Origin of the sequence: Kosakonia sp. CCTCC M2018092 (genome assembly GCF_003864115.1) — a bacterium.
Taxonomy (GTDB): domain Bacteria; phylum Pseudomonadota; class Gammaproteobacteria; order Enterobacterales; family Enterobacteriaceae; genus Kosakonia; species Kosakonia cowanii.
On record NZ_CP034225.1, the window covers coordinates 1,032,112 to 1,050,309 of the forward strand.

19 protein-coding genes are annotated in these 18,198 nt (G+C 54.5%); 15 read left to right on the top strand and 4 right to left on the bottom strand.

The genetic code is table 11. From position 1 onward, the window contains the following. Positions 1-18 precede the first annotated feature (18 nt). Positions 19-570: a peroxiredoxin gene (locus tag EH164_RS04850; protein WP_034813523.1), complete on the bottom strand. Its 552-nt coding sequence runs from the start codon at positions 568-570 to the stop codon at positions 19-21. 216 nt (positions 571-786) lie between these two features. On the opposite strand from EH164_RS04850, the gene EH164_RS04855 reads away from it, so the two are divergent. Further along, the gene (locus EH164_RS04855) at positions 787-2,445 is read left to right on the top strand and encodes an SgrR family transcriptional regulator (RefSeq protein WP_124967478.1); all 1,659 of its coding nucleotides are present in this window, start codon (positions 787-789) and stop codon (positions 2,443-2,445) included. Between the two features lie 859 nt (positions 2,446-3,304). On the opposite strand, the gene EH164_RS04860 is transcribed toward EH164_RS04855, so the two are convergent. The 3 genes from EH164_RS04860 to flgA form a co-directional block, all read right to left on the bottom strand. Then, the gene (locus EH164_RS04860) at positions 3,305-3,748 is read right to left on the bottom strand and encodes a flagella synthesis protein FlgN (RefSeq protein ID WP_124967479.1); all 444 of its coding nucleotides are present in this window, start codon (positions 3,746-3,748) and stop codon (positions 3,305-3,307) included. Between the two features lie 18 nt (positions 3,749-3,766). Beyond that, positions 3,767-4,063: a flagellar biosynthesis anti-sigma factor FlgM gene (gene flgM / locus EH164_RS04865; protein ID WP_124967480.1), complete on the bottom strand. Its 297-nt coding sequence runs from the start codon at positions 4,061-4,063 to the stop codon at positions 3,767-3,769. Positions 4,064-4,134: 71 nt separating this feature from the next. Continuing rightward, on the bottom strand, positions 4,135-4,839 hold the full coding sequence (gene flgA, locus EH164_RS04870) for a flagellar basal body P-ring formation chaperone FlgA (protein WP_124967481.1): 705 nt from the start codon (positions 4,837-4,839) through the stop codon (positions 4,135-4,137). Between the two features lie 280 nt (positions 4,840-5,119). Between flgA and flgB the strand changes: the two genes are divergently transcribed. From flgB to flhD, 14 genes are all read left to right on the top strand, one after another. Beyond that, positions 5,120-5,533: a flagellar basal body rod protein FlgB gene (flgB, locus tag EH164_RS04875; protein ID WP_124967482.1), complete on the top strand. Its 414-nt coding sequence runs from the start codon at positions 5,120-5,122 to the stop codon at positions 5,531-5,533. Between the two features lie 8 nt (positions 5,534-5,541). Beyond that, positions 5,542-5,946, top strand: a complete 405-nt coding sequence (gene flgC / locus EH164_RS04880) for a flagellar basal body rod protein FlgC (protein WP_042712495.1) — start codon at positions 5,542-5,544, stop codon at positions 5,944-5,946. Positions 5,947-5,956: 10 nt separating this feature from the next. Then, entirely contained in the window at positions 5,957-6,694 is a 738-nt protein-coding gene (locus tag EH164_RS04885; RefSeq protein ID WP_124967483.1) for a flagellar hook assembly protein FlgD, read from the top strand. A gap of 45 nt (positions 6,695-6,739) precedes the next feature. Continuing rightward, on the top strand, positions 6,740-7,939 hold the full coding sequence (flgE, locus tag EH164_RS04890; RefSeq protein WP_124967484.1) for a flagellar hook protein FlgE: 1,200 nt from the start codon (positions 6,740-6,742) through the stop codon (positions 7,937-7,939). Positions 7,940-7,945: 6 nt separating this feature from the next. Beyond that, the gene (locus EH164_RS04895) at positions 7,946-8,692 is read left to right on the top strand and encodes a flagellar basal body rod protein FlgF (RefSeq protein ID WP_076769090.1); all 747 of its coding nucleotides are present in this window, start codon (positions 7,946-7,948) and stop codon (positions 8,690-8,692) included. A gap of 23 nt (positions 8,693-8,715) precedes the next feature. Continuing rightward, complete coding sequence (flgG, locus tag EH164_RS04900) at positions 8,716-9,498, top strand: flagellar basal-body rod protein FlgG (protein WP_042712490.1); 783 nt, start codon at positions 8,716-8,718, stop codon at positions 9,496-9,498. 87 nt (positions 9,499-9,585) lie between these two features. Continuing rightward, positions 9,586-10,260, top strand: coding sequence for a flagellar basal body L-ring protein FlgH (locus tag EH164_RS04905; RefSeq protein ID WP_370277253.1), 675 nt, complete (start codon positions 9,586-9,588; stop codon positions 10,258-10,260). Positions 10,261-10,266: 6 nt separating this feature from the next. After that, positions 10,267-11,382, top strand: a complete 1,116-nt coding sequence (locus tag EH164_RS04910; protein ID WP_370277254.1) for a flagellar basal body P-ring protein FlgI — start codon at positions 10,267-10,269, stop codon at positions 11,380-11,382. After that, positions 11,382-12,341, top strand: coding sequence for a flagellar assembly peptidoglycan hydrolase FlgJ (flgJ, locus tag EH164_RS04915; protein ID WP_124967487.1), 960 nt, complete (start codon positions 11,382-11,384; stop codon positions 12,339-12,341). The genes EH164_RS04910 and flgJ overlap by 1 nt, the downstream gene beginning before the upstream one ends. Positions 12,342-12,443: 102 nt before the next feature. Next, on the top strand, positions 12,444-14,084 hold the full coding sequence (gene flgK, locus EH164_RS04920) for a flagellar hook-associated protein FlgK (RefSeq protein WP_124967488.1): 1,641 nt from the start codon (positions 12,444-12,446) through the stop codon (positions 14,082-14,084). A 47-nt stretch (positions 14,085-14,131) separates the two neighbouring features. After that, entirely contained in the window at positions 14,132-15,055 is a 924-nt protein-coding gene (flgL, locus tag EH164_RS04925) for a flagellar hook-associated protein FlgL (protein WP_124967489.1), read from the top strand. 119 nt (positions 15,056-15,174) lie between these two features. Next, positions 15,175-16,836, top strand: a complete 1,662-nt coding sequence (locus EH164_RS04930) for a methyl-accepting chemotaxis protein (protein ID WP_124967490.1) — start codon at positions 15,175-15,177, stop codon at positions 16,834-16,836. Between the two features lie 128 nt (positions 16,837-16,964). Further along, on the top strand, positions 16,965-17,696 hold the full coding sequence (locus tag EH164_RS04935; protein ID WP_124967491.1) for an RNA polymerase sigma factor FliA: 732 nt from the start codon (positions 16,965-16,967) through the stop codon (positions 17,694-17,696). A gap of 154 nt (positions 17,697-17,850) precedes the next feature. Further along, complete coding sequence (gene flhD / locus EH164_RS04940) at positions 17,851-18,198, top strand: flagellar transcriptional regulator FlhD (protein ID WP_083699332.1); 348 nt, start codon at positions 17,851-17,853, stop codon at positions 18,196-18,198.

Genomic DNA, 18,198 nt, shown 5'->3' on the forward strand with positions numbered 1-18,198 from the left:
TGCCGGAAAAAGGGTTAGTTACGAATGGTTTTTCGCATACTGTTTCACCGCGTCCATCGTTTTCTGGATATGCGTTTCCGGGTTTCTGTCAGTGTAGCTCAGCAGGATCTTGCCGTCCGGCGCGATTACGTAAGAGGTGCGATCGGAGAGGGTTTTGCCCTTCATCTCCATCAGCGTGTCGTACTGCGCCGCCACTTTCGCGCCCGGGTCGGCAGCAACGGTAAATTTATCGCGGCACTCCTCTTTGGAGAAGGCATCCACCTGATCGGTGTTACCGGCGGTGACGCCAATTACCGTTGCGCCAAGCTTTTTAAAATCATCCGTCGCTTCGGCAAAGGCGTGGGCTTCAATGGTGCACCCTTTACTGAATGCCGCCGGGAAGAAGTAGAGCACCACCGGCCCTTTTTGCAGCGCTTGCTTGAGTGAGAACGTGAGCGGTTTTCCCGCCAGCGCGCCCTGTAACTGGAAATCAGGTGCCTGCGAACCGGTCGGCAGCGCCGCCTGGGCGCTGGCAACATTCAGCAGGGCTGCGGCAGAGAGGCTCAAAAAGAGTTTTTTCATCGGGGTCATCATGCGCTCCAGGTCAACGTTAAGTATGCGTTCATCTACAGTTCGCTGGCGCAGAGGAAAAGGTTTCGCGGGCAGCGAAAAAAAAGTGAAAAATCTCATATGGCCGCGCGGCGGGCGGGCAGAATCATAAGATTTATCTAATATGCTATATTCACTACTGCACTCTCCATCGTATCGAACCCCCTGTCGTCAGCTGTTTATCATGGTGAATAACCAATGGTTTATTACTCCGCTATTGAGAAGGGTAGCCTGCTGCGCCGTTATAACCGGCTGCTGGCAAAATACAGTACGCACCGGCATGAGTTATCCCTGGCGCAAATCGCCGACACTTTAGCCTGCACGGCACGCTACGCGCGCTCCCTGCTGCAAGAGATGCAGGAGGAGGGGTGGCTTATCTGGCGTTCCAGACCGGGGCGCGGCGCGCTCGGCGTGTTGCAGTGCCAGATGAGCGTAGCGGCGCTGGAGAATATGCTTGGCAGCAATACCCCTGCGGCAGAGGCGAAAAGCGTGCCGGTAAATCAGGGAGTCTGTTACTCCAGCGATGGCTTTCACTACCACATCTCTTTCTATCGCCCGCTACAGGCACCCGTGCCCTCTATTCATACCGATCGCGCCGGGCGGCATATTCTACAGATGGTACATGCCGGGCTGACGCGCCATCTGCCGGAGCAGGCTGAGCCGGTTCCCTGTCTCGCGCACACTATTCGCGTTAGTGAAGATGGGTTGAGCTGGCACTTTATGCTGCGCCGCGGGCTGGTGTGGCACAACGGCGAGCCGCTCAAGCCTGCGCAGCTTCAGACCACGCTTCAGCGTTATGCGGGCGGGCCTGGCTTGCCCCACGTGACGGATGTCATCGTGCAGGATTATGTGTTGATCATGCACCTTAATCAGCCGGACGCGATGCTGCTCTATCGGCTGGCAAGCCCGGTTTATGCCCTGTCGCACCCGGAAAATGGCGTGGTGGGCCTCGGGCCTTTTCGGCTTGGTAGCCATTCCGATGCGCAGATGATCCTCACCCGCGCGCCCGGCTGGCATGGTGAAATGCCGCAGGCGAGCGAGATCGTCTACAACACGCCGCTGGCCGCCACACCTTCGCCTGCGCTGGTGCGCCTCGATACGCCCCGCTCACAATTAACCCCGGAACCGATGGTGACTCGTGAAAGCAGTGATGCGTTTTACTATGTCACCTTTAATCAACGGCGCGGCCGCTTGAACCTGGCGCAGCAGGCGGTGATCCGCCAGATTGCGCACTCCCTCGCCCGCGCGCTGATGGAGCGGGAAGAGACGCTGGTACCGCTACCGGAGTGGTTAAAGCCACTAAAAGAGGCACCCGCCCAGGCGCTGCTGCCCGCCACGCTCAACATCACCTACTTTCGATCTACCGAGATGAAAAAGCTGGTGGATGAACTGGTAAAAAGCCTGCGCTATCGCGGCTGTACGGTAAACACCAACCCAATCAGCGTTTCACACTGGTTACTGCCCAACCAGCGCTGGGAAGAGGAGGATCTCTGTCTCGGCTTTCTGCGCTTCGACCAGCATGAAACCTTCAGCCTGGAGGAGCGCTATCGCCACAGCGAGATGTGGACCTGGTTTTGGGGGCACTCTCAGTGGCTGCGCGGCGTGCAACTGCTCGATCGCATCAATGCCGGGCCCGCGGAGCGTCATGGCGCGCGTATCCGGCGGATGATGCGCTTTCTCAAAACCCACTATCTTGTGGTGCCGCTGTTTGCCCAGCTTTATCGCCTGACCACCCCCGTCTGCATCAAAAATATTGCGTGTTACGCGCAGGCCTGGCCCGATTACAGCCGTATCTGGACTGATGAGCGGGAAGAGGAGGGGGGAACAACCCTTAATAAAGAGGTCGAGGGCGAATAATTCGGCAATATATTCGGTTACGGATAGCGCGCAGGAGAAATAAGCGGAGCGGTAGAGCAAAACATCTATTTAGCGAAGCGCTACGCTTACGTTTATTTACATTACAAACTCTGCGGCACAGTTTTTTACCAGTCTCATGCTGGCTTAACGCCATTGCTAATAAATATCCTCATCTCTTTTTATTTTAATTTACTGAAAAATAAGCAAAAAAAAGCCACCCGAAGGTGGCTATCGAAAAGAGTGGTTATACATCACATATGACAGCTCACTACTGCTAATAAATGTCAGTAATAGAGTTTGGTCACCGACCTTCCCGGCATAAGGCAACTGGAAAAATGGGCCTTTTCGAGAGGGAATTTTCACAGAGCCATCATTCAGTATTACCGGTAAAACGTCATGATGCAGTGCGTGGATGTATTTTCGCGATTTCACTCTATGGCGTAAACAGGCTTTTTTTGTTTTGTTTCGTCAAATTTATAGAACGAGTTTTTCGACGCTTTTCACCAGGGAAAGTGTGGCAATTAATCCTCTGCAACAGCGTAGCAGTACAGTTTTTTTAACCGGAAAAAAGGGATCAAAATCAGCGCTTTTGTTTTTTCCTGCGCAGAGGGGCGTTTTAGCGGTAGATTTTTCAGACACATTTAGAAACATTTGATCTGCGAAAGTAGCGAAAAGCGTTGACTGGCGCGGGATGGCGTAAAAAAGAGGTTGCAATTTGCGGCGGCAGAGGGTGAACAAAAAGCGTGCAGTGGAAAATGCTGGCTCATGAGAGCCGGGAATGAAACCGTGCGCTGTTTATTCCCGGTGTTGGCAAAGCGGCGAGCGGCTGGAAGCCGTTGCGAGGGCGGTGTACAGAGCGCTATACCGAGATGCGATAGACATTACCGGAACCATCATTGCTGTGATTGCCGCTCTGCCCATAGAGTTGCGTCGTTGACGTCGCCCGGCTAACGATCTGCTTAACATCGTTAACCTTCTTCATATGCATCTCCAGCAGCTGATAATTCTTCTGGTTCAGCTCGCTCGATTTTTTCACAACTAAGGTAATGCCTCTCCACAGCGCCGCCAGCTGCGGTTTATGAGTATAAGGTGAAGCGATATTCTGCTGGTGCTCCTCCTGCTTGCGCTGCTCATCATAAAAGTTGATGGCGGCAAGCAGGCGGCTTTTATTATCAGAGATAATTTGCAGCGAAATCGGGTTGATCTGCGCCCGGCTTAGCTGCCCATTCTCTTCCACCAGCGTGCTCTCCAGCTCTTCCAGCAGGCCGGTGAGTTTTTTCAATATTACGGATAAATTTTCCATCTCTACTATTCGTCAGGGTTATGAGAACTGAAAGATGTCGCGAACCAGCGCGCTGGCAATCTTGTCACTATCCAGCGTTAACTCGCCCGCCTCCATCTTCGCTTTAACTTCAGCAACACGTGCGGTGTCGATATCACGGCTACTGTCAGCTTTAACTTGCTGCATCAATTGGCTCAGCTTGACCTGGGTACCGTTTGCCCGATCGTCAGATGTCGCCGTTGTGCCCATGTCTTCATACTTTGCGCGCGGCTCGCCCTGCTGTTGTGCGGTGGTCGCCTGGATTGCGCGTGCTTGACTAGTGCGTTCAATGTTCATAAGTGTCCTGGTGATATCTTTTATGTGTGGCCCGTAATAAAGATATCGGCCCGGACAAAATAAAACTGAAATCAGTTATCGATGTTGATGCTGACTGTGCCTTCTGAAACCGCCGTTGCGGCCACCACGCGACCACTGCGCGTCTGTAACCGTACCCGTTCGTTTTGCGCCGCATTGTTCAGCGCCTTGCCTTTGGCATGAATCAAAAAACCGTCGCCGGGGGCGACAACCTCCACCTCCTGATTGGCCACCACCAGCCAGCGCTGGCGCAGCTGATTTTCCGTCAGCGGCTGGCCGGGGTGCAGGGTGCGCGTCGGCGTGCGGCCCACGATCTTACTGGCATCTAACAACAGCCCGGCAGGCAGCTTATCCAGCTCGCCGCTGAGCGGCTGAATATCACCCGGGCCAATGGTTTTCCCCGGTTTAAGCAGGCGGGCCGCAATCCAGTAGCGCCCGCTGGCGCTCACATTAATCTGAATAAAGTGCTGTTTCCTGTCGCATTTAGCGATCACGCTACGGTTACCCGTTAAACGCACCGGATGGCCGGAAAGACGCAAATCAGGCTTTTTACAAAGGGCGGCAATTTTTTTGGCCGGGGTAAGGATGCGAATGCGCAGCTGCGGCACGTTTTCCTCTGCTCCTTGATGATTGGCTGCCAGCAGTCTGGCAATGCGCGACGCAAGCTCGCCTTCGGGCGCACTCGCTGCCCGGGTGGGAAGCGTGACGGCGCAGCAGAGTAGCAGCAGGCAAAGCGGCCTTAATAGCGTGTGCAGCATTTATAACAACCTTATAAATAAATAGAGGAAGACGGATATTACGATTACTTTAATTGTAATTCAGGTCGGTAATTTGTTTATCGGATAAATGCGCGCATTTCTGTTTGTATATCGCCAATTTGCTGTTTCAGAGTATGTATAAAAACCCTGTTTGGAAATCGATACGTGTAATGAAGTATTTAAATGCGCTTATTTCTGTCGGATGTTTAAGGTATAGATTTATTAGGTTGTCTCTTAGACTATGCTCCGTAATCAATTAGCGAAGCAGGCGAGTCATTTCATGTTTGATAAACTTGATAATGAATTGCGTTTCCAGCAGCAGGCATTAAGTCTGATGTCGCGGCGGCAGGATATTTTAGCCTCCAATATCGCGAATGCCGACACGCCGGGCTACCAGGCGCGAGACATTGATTTTTCAAAAGAGTTGAAAAACGCGATGGCGCAGGAGACGCGAAATAATCATCCATTAACATTAGCTCTAACATCCGGGAAACATATTCCCGGCGTTGTGCCAAAAGCCAACGATCAACAATTACTTTACCGGATTCCGGATCAGCCAAGCGCAGATGGTAATACTGTCGATATGGATCGTGAGCGCGTTAATTTTGCAGATAACAATGTTAAGTATCAGTCGAGCTTAACCATTCTCGGCGCTCAAATTAAAGGCTTAATGAGCGTCATTAACCAGGGTTAATAACTTTCATGTCGCTGTTTAGTATTTTCGATATTTCCGGGTCGGCGATGACCGCCCAGTCAAAACGACTTAACGTCAGCGCCAGTAATATGGCAAATGCTGACAGTGTGGCCGGGCCGGATGGCAAACCCTATCGCGCCCGTCAGGTTATTTTCAATGTCGATAACGCTGCCGGTCAGGAGATTGGCGGCGTGAAAGTCAGCGGCGTGACGGAGTCCGAAGCGCCCGATCGTCTGGTGTATGAACCGGCTAATCCGCTGGCGGATGAGCAAGGCTATGTGCATATGCCGAACGTCGATGTGGTGGGTGAAATGGTCAACACCATTTCGGCATCCCGCAGCTATCAGGCCAACGTCGAAGTAATGAACTCGGCGAAGAGCCTGATGCTGAAAACCCTGACGCTGGGTCAGTAAGGATAAAACGATGGCTGTTTCACCGGTAATGACGAACAGCGCCGCGACGACGAAAAGTACCTCATCCGCGGCGACGACGAAAAGTACCTCGTCCACGACGACGACCTCCAGCTCCGGCAATGTCGGCACAGGCTCCAGCGCCAATGAACTGCTGGACAGCTTTATGACGCTGCTGGTCGCGCAGATGCAGAACCAGGATCCGACCGACCCGATTGACAACAACCAGCTGACCGCTCAGCTGGCGCAGTTCAACACGGCGGCGGGCGTGGAACAACTCAACACCACCATGAACAGCATGGGCACGCTGGTTGCCAGTATGCAGCAGATGAACTCCGCTGACTGGGTCGGCCGCGACATCATGATCGCTGGTGACCCGAAAGTCTCTACGGCGGACAACGGCAACCAGAAAGTGGGGCTTTCGCTGGATAGCGACGCGGATGAAGTCACCGTCACGCTCACCGATGCGGCCGGTAATGCCTACAACGCGAAGCTGAAGAATGTGGAGGCGGGCGTGCATGAGTACACGCTGGATGATTTTGAAGATTTCCAGCCGAGCGACCCGCGTACCCAGGCGGACACCAGCTTTACGGTGTCGTTTACCGCCACCAATGCCGACGGCAGCGCGCCAGCGATTACCGCGCTGAAGCCGGCGAAAGTGCAGAGCGTCTCCTTCACCAGTTCAGGCGCCGTGCTGCAACTGGGCGTCGATGGCACCGCGTCGCTCAGCGAAGTTTACCTTATTGAATAATTTTTCATTCAGAGTTGCGCGCTACGCGCACAGGACGTTTAGCAAATGAGTTTCTCTCAAGGTCTTAGTGGATTAAACGCCTCATCGCAGGCGTTAGATGTAGTTGGTAACAACATCGCCAACTCGCAGACGGTCGGTTTTAAATCCGGCTCCGTGGCGTTCGCCGACGTCTTCGCCGGCTCGCAGGTCGGGATGGGCGTACAGGTTGCCGGTGTAAACCAGAACTTCAGCGATGGCGTGCTCGGCGCGGGCAGCAGTGCGCTGGATATGGGTATCCAGGGCAACGGTTTCTTCCGCATGGTGACAGAAGCGGGGCGTGTTTTTTACAGCCGCAATGGTCAGTTCCAGACCGATGAAAGCGGTTATGTGGTCAACAACCAGGGCATGCGCCTGACCGGTTATATGGCCACCGGCACGCCGCCGGCGATCCAGCAGGGCGCACCGGTTGGCGCGATCCAGATCCCGACCGGGCAGATGCCAGCGCGCGCTTCTGACGCGGGTTCGATCTCCGGTAACCTCGACTCCGGTAACGACGTTGTCTCCGTGACCCCGTTCGATCCAACGGATGGCGACTCGTACACCTACTCCACGCAGGTCAACGCTTACGACAGCCTCGGTAACGAGCACGCGATTAACGTCTACTACGTGAAAACGGCGGATAACCAGTGGACGGCTTACTCGGTGGACTCCACCTCACCGGGTGCCACCAGCTCCGTCAACCTGACGTTTGATACCTCCGGCAAGCTGACCACCAACCCGGCTGAGCTGACCGTCGACGGCGCGGCTTACCAGGGCGGCGCGGCGCTCAACTTTAACCTCGATCTCTCTGGTCTGAGCCAGCAGGCATCTGAAAACACCATGGACAGCCCGAGCACCACCGGTTATCCGCCGGGACTGATGAACGGCTACACCGTGGGTGATAACGGCCAGATCATCGCCTCCTACAGCAACGGCGAAAGCCAGCTGCTGGGCCAGGTGGTGCTGAGCAACTTCACCAACCCCGGCGGTCTGGAGTCGGCAGGCAACAACTGCTGGACCGAGACGCCGGAATCCGGGCAGCCGGTCATTGGTATTGCCGACACCGGCAACCTCGGTTCGCTGCGCGGCAACATGCTGGAAGCCTCCAACGTGGATCTGAGTAAAGAGATGGTGAACATGATCGTTTACCAGCGTAACTACCAGTCCAACTCGCAAACCATCAAAACCCAGTCTGAGCTGTTACAGACGCTGGTTAACCTGGGTTAATGGCTGATGGATCGCGCGATATATACCGCAATGGGTGCCGCTAACGCGGCCCTTAACCGCCAGGCGGTGACCTCAAACAACCTGGCGAACGCGTCGACCAACGGGTTCCGGGCGCAGATCGCCGCGTATCGCGCGATCCCGGTGCACGGCCCGTCGCTGGAGACGCGCACCATGGTGACGGAGTCAACGCCGTGGAGCGACAACACCATGGGGGCGATGCAGGCCACCGGGCGCAACCTCGACGTGGCGATGCCGCAAAACGGCTGGCTGGCGGTGCAACTGCCCGACGGCAGTGAAGGCTACACCAAAGATGGCAACATCGAAGTGGACGCCGACGGCCAGCTGCGGGTACACGGCATGCCGCTGATTGGCGATGGCGGCCCGATTGCCGTTCCGCCGCAGGCAGAACTGACACTCGCCGCCGACGGCACCATTACCGCGCTGGGTGCGGGCGATGAGCCTTCTGCGCTGGCGCAGGTTGGCCGCCTGAAGATGGTCAATGCCACGCCTGGCGTGCTGAAACATGGCGACGACGGTCTGTTTCACGTCGCCGATCCGGCCGCTGCCGCCGTGCTGCCCGCCGATGCCGATCTGCGTCTGATGCCCGGCATGCTGGAGGGGAGCAACGTCAGCCCGGTGAAATCGATGGTGGAGATGATCGCCACCTCACGCGGCTTTGACATGAACATGAAAGTTATCACCACCGTCGATGACAACGAACAGAAAGCCAACCAGTTACTGAGCGCCAGTTAGGCCGCGGTAAGGAGAAATACAGCATGATTCGCTCTTTATGGATTGCGAAAACCGGCCTCGAAGCCCAGCAAACCAATATGGATGTGATTTCCAACAACCTGGCGAACGTCAGCACCAACGGCTTTAAACGCCAGCGTGCAGTGTTTGAGGATCTGATCTATCAGACCCTGCGCCAGCCGGGCGCGCAGTCGTCCGAGCAGACCACCATCCCGTCCGGTTTACAGCTAGGTACCGGTGTGCGTCCGGTGGCGACCGAGCGTATTCACAGCCAGGGCAGCCTGACGCAGACCAATAACAGCAAGGATGTCGCCATTGAAGGCGGCGGCTTCTTCCAGGTGCTGCTGCCGGACGGCACCACCGCCTATACCCGCGATGGCTCTTTCCAGTTCGACCAGAACGGTCAGCTGGTGACCTCCAGCGGTTATCAGGTTCAGCCAGCTATCACCATCCCGCAGGATGCGCAGAGCCTGACCATCGGCAACGACGGTACGGTAAGCGTCACGGTGCCTGGCCAGACCGCGCCGCAGCAGGTGGGACAGCTGACGCTGAGTTCGTTTATCAACGACTCCGGCCTTGAAAGTATTGGTGAAAACCTCTATCGCGAAACGCAATCGTCGGGTGCGCCGAATGAATCCACGCCGGGTCTCAACGGCGCGGGCACCCTCAAGCAGGGCTATGTCGAAACCTCCAACGTTAACGTGGCGGAAGAGCTGGTCAACATGATCCAGACCCAGCGCGCCTACGAAATTAACAGTAAGGCGGTCTCGGCCTCTGACCAGATGCTGCAACGATTGTCACAACTTTGAACCCTGGCCGCGGGCACGCTCGCGGCTGCATTACCTGTAGTGAATATGATGACTAATCTCCCTTGCTCTGAAACCACGCTGGGCCGTATGGCCTCAACGCTCCTGTTAATGACTCTGTTGACCGGCTGCGCCTACATTCCACAAAAACCACTGGTAGGGGGGGAAACCTCTGCCGCGCCTACGCCGGTTGCTGCCGCATCGGTTAACGGCGCAATTTTTCAGTCAGGGCAGGCGATGAATTATGGTTATCAACCGATGTTTGAGGACCGCCGTCCGCGCAATGTCGGTGACACGCTGACCATTGCGTTGCAGGAGAACGTCAGCGCCAGCAAAAGCTCCTCCGCCACCGCCTCGCGCGATGGCTCGACCGATGTGGGCATGAGCACCGTACCGGGCTTCCTCTCCGGGCTGGTGGGCGGCGGCAAAGCGGATGCCTCACTCAGCGGCACTAACGACTTCGCCGGTAAAGGCGGAGCGGCAGCGAAAAATACCTTTAGCGGCACCATCACCGTGACGGTGAAACAGGTGCTGGAAAACGGCAACCTGGCCGTGGTCGGGGAAAAACAGATCGCCATTAATCAGGGAACGGAGTTCATCCGCTTCTCCGGCATCGTGAACCCGCGCACCATCAGCGCCAGCAACACCGTTGTATCCACCCAGGTGGCAGATGCGCGCATTGAATATGTCGGTAACGGCTATATCAACGAAGCGCAGCAGATGGGCTGGTTGCAACGCCTGTTCCTTAACCTTTCTCCTTTTTGATTGATGATGAAAATGTTTTCCTTTACGCGTTACCTGGCGCTCCTCTGCTGTCTGTCGGCGCTTGTCGCCGGGCAGGCCAGCGCCGAGCGGATCCGGGATCTCACCTCGATTCAGGGCGTTCGTGGCAACTCCCTGATGGGCTACGGCCTGGTGGTCGGTCTGGATGGCACCGGCGATCAGACCATGCAGACGCCGTTTACCACCCAGAGCCTCAACAATATGCTCTCGCAGCTCGGCATTACCGTGCCTGCGGGGGTCAATATGCAACTTAAAAACGTCGCCGCGGTGATGGTGACGGCAGAGCTGCCGCCCTTTGCCCATGCCGGGGAGAAGATCGATGTGGTGGTCTCCTCCATGGGCAACGCCAAAAGTTTGCGCGGCGGTACGCTGTTGATGACGCCGCTGAAAGGCGCGGATAGCCAGATCTACGCCCTGGCGCAGGGTAACCTGCTGGTCTCCGGCGCAGGCGCGCAGGCGGGCGGCAACCGCGTGCAGGTAAATCAGCTAAACGGCGCACGCATCAGCGGCGGCGCAACGGTGGAGCGCGAGGTGCCCTCTAACTTTGCCGGGCAGAGCACGCTGAAACTGGTGCTGAACCAGGATGATTTCACCGTTGCCCAGCAGATCAGCGATGCCATTAACCGTCGCTATGGCGGCGCGGCCGTGGCGGTAGATGCCCGTACCGTGAGCCTGCGTGCCCCGGCCGACAGCGCGGCGCGCGTGCGCTTCCTCTCTGCGGTGCAGGATCTGCCGCTGCGGGTCGATGCCGGTGATGCGCGCATCATTATCAACTCGCGTACCGGCTCTGTGGTGATGAATGGTCATGTCTCTCTCGACTCTTGCGCCGTCGCGCAGGGAGATTTAACCGTCGAAGTAGCGCAAAACGAGCAGGTCAATCAGCCTAATGCGCCGCTGGCAGGCGGGCAGACGGTGGTGACGCAAAATACGCAGCTCTCGGTGCGTGAACAGAACGGTTCTCTGCAACGTGTGCAGACCAGCACAGATCTCAACAATGTCGTCCGCGCTCTGAATGGCCTTGGCGCAACGCCGAACGATTTGATGGCGATTCTGCAATCGATGAAAAGCGCAGGCTGTCTGCATGCCCGTCTGGAGATCAACTGATGATTGGCCCATCCGTGCCGCAAGACGCGGCGTTTGATGCCCACAGCCTCGATAAGTTAAAGCTGGCGGCGCGCAATGATTCGCCGCAGGCGCTCAAAGCCGTCGCTAAACAGATGGAGGGCCTGTTCGTGCAGATGATGCTGAAAAGCATGCGCCAGGCCAGTTTTAAAGATGGGCTGTTCAATACCCAGCAGTCGGAGATGTTCACCTCGCTCTATGACCAGCAGATTTCGCAGAACATCGCCGACAAAGGCAGGATGGGCTTCGCCGATCTGATGGTCAAACAGCTGAGCGGCAAAAGCGATGCGGTGGCGGAAACGACCACCGCGACGCGCGAAGTTCCCCTTAATATCAGCCCGGCACGCTTTATTGGCGTGCCGCTGCGTCTGCAACCGGCCGATCCTGAGCAGGCGCAGGCCAATAATGAACAGGCAGCGCTGCCGGAAGTGCCCGCTATCCCCGGCGGCGGTTTTATTTCCCGCATGATGGCACCGGCTATGGCGGTGGCGCGTTTAAGCGGCATTCCCCATCAATTAATTATTGCCCAGGCGGCGCTCGAGTCCGGCTGGGGTAAACGGGAAATACTCACCGAGGATGGCAAGCCGAGCCATAACTTATTTGGCGTAAAAGCCACCGCAGAATGGCAGGGTAAAACGACCGAAATAACCACCACCGAATATGAAAACGGCGTGGCGCAAAAAATAAAGGATAAATTTAAAGTGTATTCCTCTTATGCCGAAGCGCTGGAAGATTATACGTCGTTAATTAGTCGTAATCCTCGTTATAAAAATGTTGTGAAATCGGAAACGCCGGAAATAGCGGCAAAAGCGTTGCAGACCGCCGGATATGCAACGGATCCGGCCTATGCGAAAAAATTGATCAATATCATTCAGCAGGTGCGAAATAAGGTGAGTGAAGCGACAGAGGCATATTCCTCGGATTTTTCCTCATTATTTTAGGCTGCGGGCTTTAGCGAAATTTTACAGGGCCGATAAATATAGAGAGCACTACTTTTATCGGGGGCTTCTTATCTCCTCCTCCTCTGGTAAGGATCGATACCAATGAATTTAATCAATCTGGCCCAGTCCGGGCTTAACGCCGCGCAGAACGCGTTAAATGTGGTGGGTAATAACTTGTCAAATGCCACAACAACAGGCTACAGCCGCCAGAATATTATTCTCGGCGAGGCGGGCGGTAAATCCACAAGCTATGGCTTCTTCGGCTATGGCGTAAAAGTGGGCGATGTACAGCGCGCTTACGATGGTTTTATGACCAACCAGGTGCGTGGCGCGACCACCGAATTTTATACCCTCAATAGTCGCTATCAGCAGGTCAGCCAGGTTGATGACATGCTTGGCGACAGCACCAACAATATCTCCGTCACCATGGATAGCTTATTTGAAGCTATGGAATCGGTCAGTAAAGACCCGGTCGATCCGGCTGCGCGTCAAAGTGTGCTGGCCGAGTTGAACGCGCTGGCGAACCAGTATCGCAGTAACAGCAAAACGTTAAACGGCCTTGAGCAGAGCACCAACACGCAGATTAGCCAGAGCGTTGACGATATCAACTCCTATACCAAGCAACTGGCGACCCTCAATAAACAGATTGAGAAAGTGCACGGCCAGACCGGCGGTATGCCTGCCGACTTGCTGGATCAGCGTGACCAGTTACTCAGCCAGCTCAGCGAAAAGATCGGCATTAAAGTGACGGAAAACAGCGATACCGGTGCGGTCAGCGTCTCGATGCAAAACGGCATGGCGCTGGTGAGCGGCGGCAAATCCTACGAGTTACAGGCCAGCGCTTCGGCAAGCGATCCGAATACCACCGTGGTGGCGTACGTTGACGCTTCCGGCAATGCCTTACCGCTGGATGAAGAGAAGACCACCGGTGAACTGGGCGGGCTGTTCAAATTCCGTAACGAAGATCTGGTCTCCGCGCGCGATCAGCTTAACCAGCTGGCGCTGCAAATGGCGAACAAATTCAACGAAGTTAACGCCCAGGGTTACGATCTTGAAGGCAATGCCGGCGGCGATCTCTTCAACATTGCCGATCCGCTGGCGGTGGGCAACATCAATAACACCGGCACCGGTTCGCTGGATGTTAACTTCACGGACATTCCGTCGGTGAAATCTGAAGATTACGAACTGGTCTATAACGGACCGGGCAGCACCGACTGGACCATCACTACCAGCGATGGCCGCAGCATCACGCCAACTATCGGCAGCAACGGCGAACTGGAGTTTGAAGGCATCTCCATCACGCCAGGCGGCACACCGCAGCCGGGCGACAGCTTCACCCTCAACCCGACCGACGGCGCGGCGGATAACCTGACCGTGGCGATCACCGACGGCGATCAGATCGCGGCGGCGAAATCTGCCGATCCGGACGATCAGAGCGATAACGAAAACATCCTCGATCTGATTGCGATTAAAGATGAAGAGGTGGTCGATGGTAAGACGCTCTCCGGCGCCTACGCCAGCCTGGTCAGCTCCGTTGGCTCCTCCGTCAGCGCGCTGAAAGCGGATATGTCGACTGCGGCGAATGTCTACGACGAGTGGGCGTTGCAGCAGCAGTCCGTTTCCGGGGTGGATATTACGGAAGAGTACGTCAACTTGCAGATGTTCTCTCAGTACTACCAGGCGAACGCGCAGGTGCTGCAAACCGCGAATACGCTGTTCGACACCATTTTAAATATCCGTTAATCGCGCCCGGGTAACCGGGTTGCTTAACCTTTGATCGGGAAATAACGATGCGTCTTAGCACAAGTTATATTTTTCAAAACCGCATAGACAGCCTGGGCGACGCGATGACGGGTTACAACGACCTGGCAACCCGCCTCTCTGCTGGCCAGACGCTGCTGAAGCCCTCTGACGATCCGACCGGCGCGTCGCAGTCTGTCACCTTACAAACGGCGCTGTCGCGCATGAGCCAGTACGACACCGCGCGCACCTACGCACAGGATGCGCTGGGCCAGGAAGATAACACCCTGGACTCTATCGGCAACTTGCTGACAGAGAACCTGACGCAGAAAGTGATTGCCGGTGGTAACGGTGCCTACTCTGACGAAGATCGCGCTGCGCTGGCGGAAGAGTTACAGGGCATCCGCGATAACCTGCTGGATCTGGCGAACACTAAAAACAGCGACGGTCGCTATATTTTTGCCGGGTACAAAACCGGCAGCGCGCCGTTCCAGGCCGATGGCACCTATGTCGGCGGCGATACCGCTATGACCCAGGTGGTCTCTGACAGCACTGAAATGCAGGTTGGCCATACCGGTGATGATGTCTTTCTGAGCGGTACGCCGGACGATCTGTTTAAAGCCCTCGACAACGCGATTGCGCAGCTGAAACAGCCGATCACCAGCGATGCGGACAGGGATGCGCTACAGGCTGTGCTGGATGATTCCAATGTCAGCATTAAGAAAAATATCGATAATCTCGGCAAGGTTCGTGCCACCGTCGGTACCAATATGCAGCAGATTGAATCACTGGGATTCAGCGCTGAGGCACAAAGCATCAATGTGCAGAGCCGCCTGCAGGAAACCTTAGGTTCGGACTGGGACTCGATGATTACCCTGTTATCCCAGTCGAAGATGTCGGAATTTGCGCTTAATTCCTCCATGACGGTATTTCAGTCGATGCAGCAGCTCTCAATTTTTAAAGTAATGGGCTGATGCCCGCCGCTGGTTTTTAATGCCATAAGCTTTAATGGAAATGTTATTAGACGCTTATTCGTGAATGCATTCTTCCTGCGCGGAGGGTGCATTTTATTCCCTATTATTCAGGTTCAGTTATGTTTAAAGATTTAAAAATATCCACAGGAATAAACCTCCTGCTTGGTCTGTTAATTGTTTGTATTATCGCGGTATCAAGTTATGCATTGACCAGTTCAAGATCCTCATCTGTAAATTTTGATGATGCCGTACTGACCAATACCAATATCGATACCTTAAATAGCGCTATTCTTGGCCTCACTAACGCGATGGCGCAGGTGAATGCCAGTATGCTGGCGACGATGATTAACCAGCCGGTCAATCAGGGCGATATCGACAGCGCGAAAAAGATGTTTACCTTAGCGGAAAAGGATATGGATAAATTTATGTCCACTCCGTTTAAAACCCAGGAGGAAGAGGCGATAGCGGCAAAAATCCAAAAGCGCTTTGAAAGCGTACTGGCATTTTCGCTGAAGAAAATAAACTACATCAATAATCCTACCAGCTATACCAATGATGTGGTCGATGAGGCCAAACAGCGCATCGCATTAAAAGAGCTGGCGGATGAGTACCTCGCCTTTGCCGAAGAGCTGGTTCACGGTTTCGGCGAGACGGCGCATTCTGATACGCAGCGTATGACGATGTTCTCCATGTTTGCCCTTATTCTCGCCATCGTCTGTGCCGTGGTTTCACGCATCTGGCTTAAGCGCACCGTATTCAGCCGTCTGGATCAGGCGATTACCGCCTTCCAGTCTATTGCTTCCGGTAACCTGAGCACCCGTATTGAGGCCGGTGCGCAGAATGAGATTGGCAAAATGCTCACCGAAGTAGAAGGGATGCGCCAGTCGCTGACCGACACCGTCTACGGTATTCGCAACGGCGTGAAGCATATCTACACCAACGCCCAGGAGATTGCGACCAGCAACAACGATCTCTCTTCGCGTACCGAGCAGCAAGCCTCTGCACTGCAAGAAACCGCCGCCAGCATGGAACAGCTGAAAATCACCGTTCGTCAGAACGCCGACAACGCCCATAGCGCACAACAACTGGCGGAAAGCGCCAGCGTCAGCGCGCAGAAGGGCGGTGAAGTGATGCACAACCTTGACAAGATCATGGTGGAAATTACGGCGAACTCGCGTCAAATTGCCGACATCAACAGTGTTATCGACAGCATTGCCAATCAGACCAACATCCTGGCGCTGAACGCCGCGGTTGAAGCGGCGCGTGCGGGCGAGCAGGGTCGCGGTTTTGCGGTGGTCGCTGGTGAAGTACGTAACCTGGCGAAACGCAGCGCCGACGCGGCGAAAGAGATCCGCCAGCTGATCAACACCTGTGTTGCCAATATGAATACCGGCTCCCAGGAAGTGGAACTGGCCGGTGCGTCAATGCAGGAGATTGTGAAATCCGTCGTGCAGGTGACCGACATTATGGCGGAGATCACTTCAGCATCGGACGAGCAGAGCACCGGTATTAACCAGATTGCTCAGGCGGTAAATGAGATGGATCTGGTGACCCAGCAGAATGCCCAGATGGTAGAGAACGCGGCGAAAACCGCTACCAGCGTTGAGCAGCATGCCAGCAGTCTCGATCAGATCGTGGCGCAGTTTGTGGTTAATGAGCATCACGTTTCCGCCAGCGCGCGTGAACAGCATGGTATAGAAACAGTGCGTCCTGTTATTTCCGCTACGCGAAAAGATTTCGTTCCTGTTAAAAAATCCGAAGGGGATTGGGAAACGTTTTAATTTCACCAGGATCGTGCGGTAAATAAAGTCGCAATATGTTCAACTTTACGGTTTCTTATCAGGCTATTTGATTTGGCGATAATCAATAATAATTTAATTCTATTATTATCATCCCGGAAATTGTAATAGTGAATGGCTTATACAGTCCCGAAGGGACAATTCAAAAAGAGCAGCTGTGGGCTAAATATGGTTATTTAGTCCGCTATGAAGCACTGAAAATGCAATCAAGATTATCGGCCAGTGTGGAAATTGACGATCTTATTCAGGCCGGTGCCATTGCTCTTCTTGATGCAATCGATCAATTTGACCCGAAAAAAGGGGTCAAACTTAGCGTCTATATTGCCCAGCGTCTGCGTTGGGCATTTATGGATGAACTGCGTGAGCATGATTGGGTTCCGCGACGCGTGCGCCGTAAAACCCGCGAAGTCTCCTCCGCGATTATGCGCGTTGAACAACGTTCCGGCGGCGCGGCCTCGGAATCCGAGGTTGCCGCTGAACTTGGTATGACGCTGCAGGAGTATCAGCAGATCCTCTCCGACACCAACACCAGCATGCTCTGTTCGCTGGATGAGTTGCAGGAGTTGCTGGCCGATGGCGTCGAGCTGGCGGAGCTTGAGCAGGATCACCTTGATCCCCTCAACGATGCCATGCTGGGCGATTTAACCCGGCAGATCAGCAATGAGATCCGCGAGCTGCCGGAGCGCGAACAGATGTTACTTAATCTCTATTATCAACAAGAGCTGAATATGAAGGAGGTGGGATCGCTACTGGGCATTACCGAAACTCGCGTCAGCCAATTACATAGCCAGACGATTAAACGTTTGCGTGCGCGGCTGGAAGGTCGGGGCTGGGAATCATAAGGCTATAAGTAATATCTCATGCCGCTATAAATTAATCCTCGATGAATGACGCTGCCTGATTTTTTAATTTTATTTATTTTTATTGTTACTCATTGGTTACGAATTACAGGACGGTAACTGCGTTATTGGTTACAAAATACAAGGGGCAGTTGAAGTGAACGTAACGAATTTTGATGAGCCGATGCAGTGTATTCGGGATATGAATCTATCCTACCTGCTTTTGGCGCAGCGTTTGATTCTTGAAGACCGGCTTGCCGCTAAGTTTCGGCTTGGACTGAGTGAAGCCACAATCGATATTATTAAGGGACTGACCTTTCCTCAATTAATCAAGCTCGCATCTACCGGGCAACTTATTTGCCAGCTGCGAATTGATAATGAAACGGTTATTGAGTGTTTAACCAGGGATTCCCGTATTGATGCTTTGCAGAGTATCCATACCGGAATCATCCTATCCACTGATTTGCTTAATTCTCTTTCCGGGGAAGAGCCGTCGACAACCTGA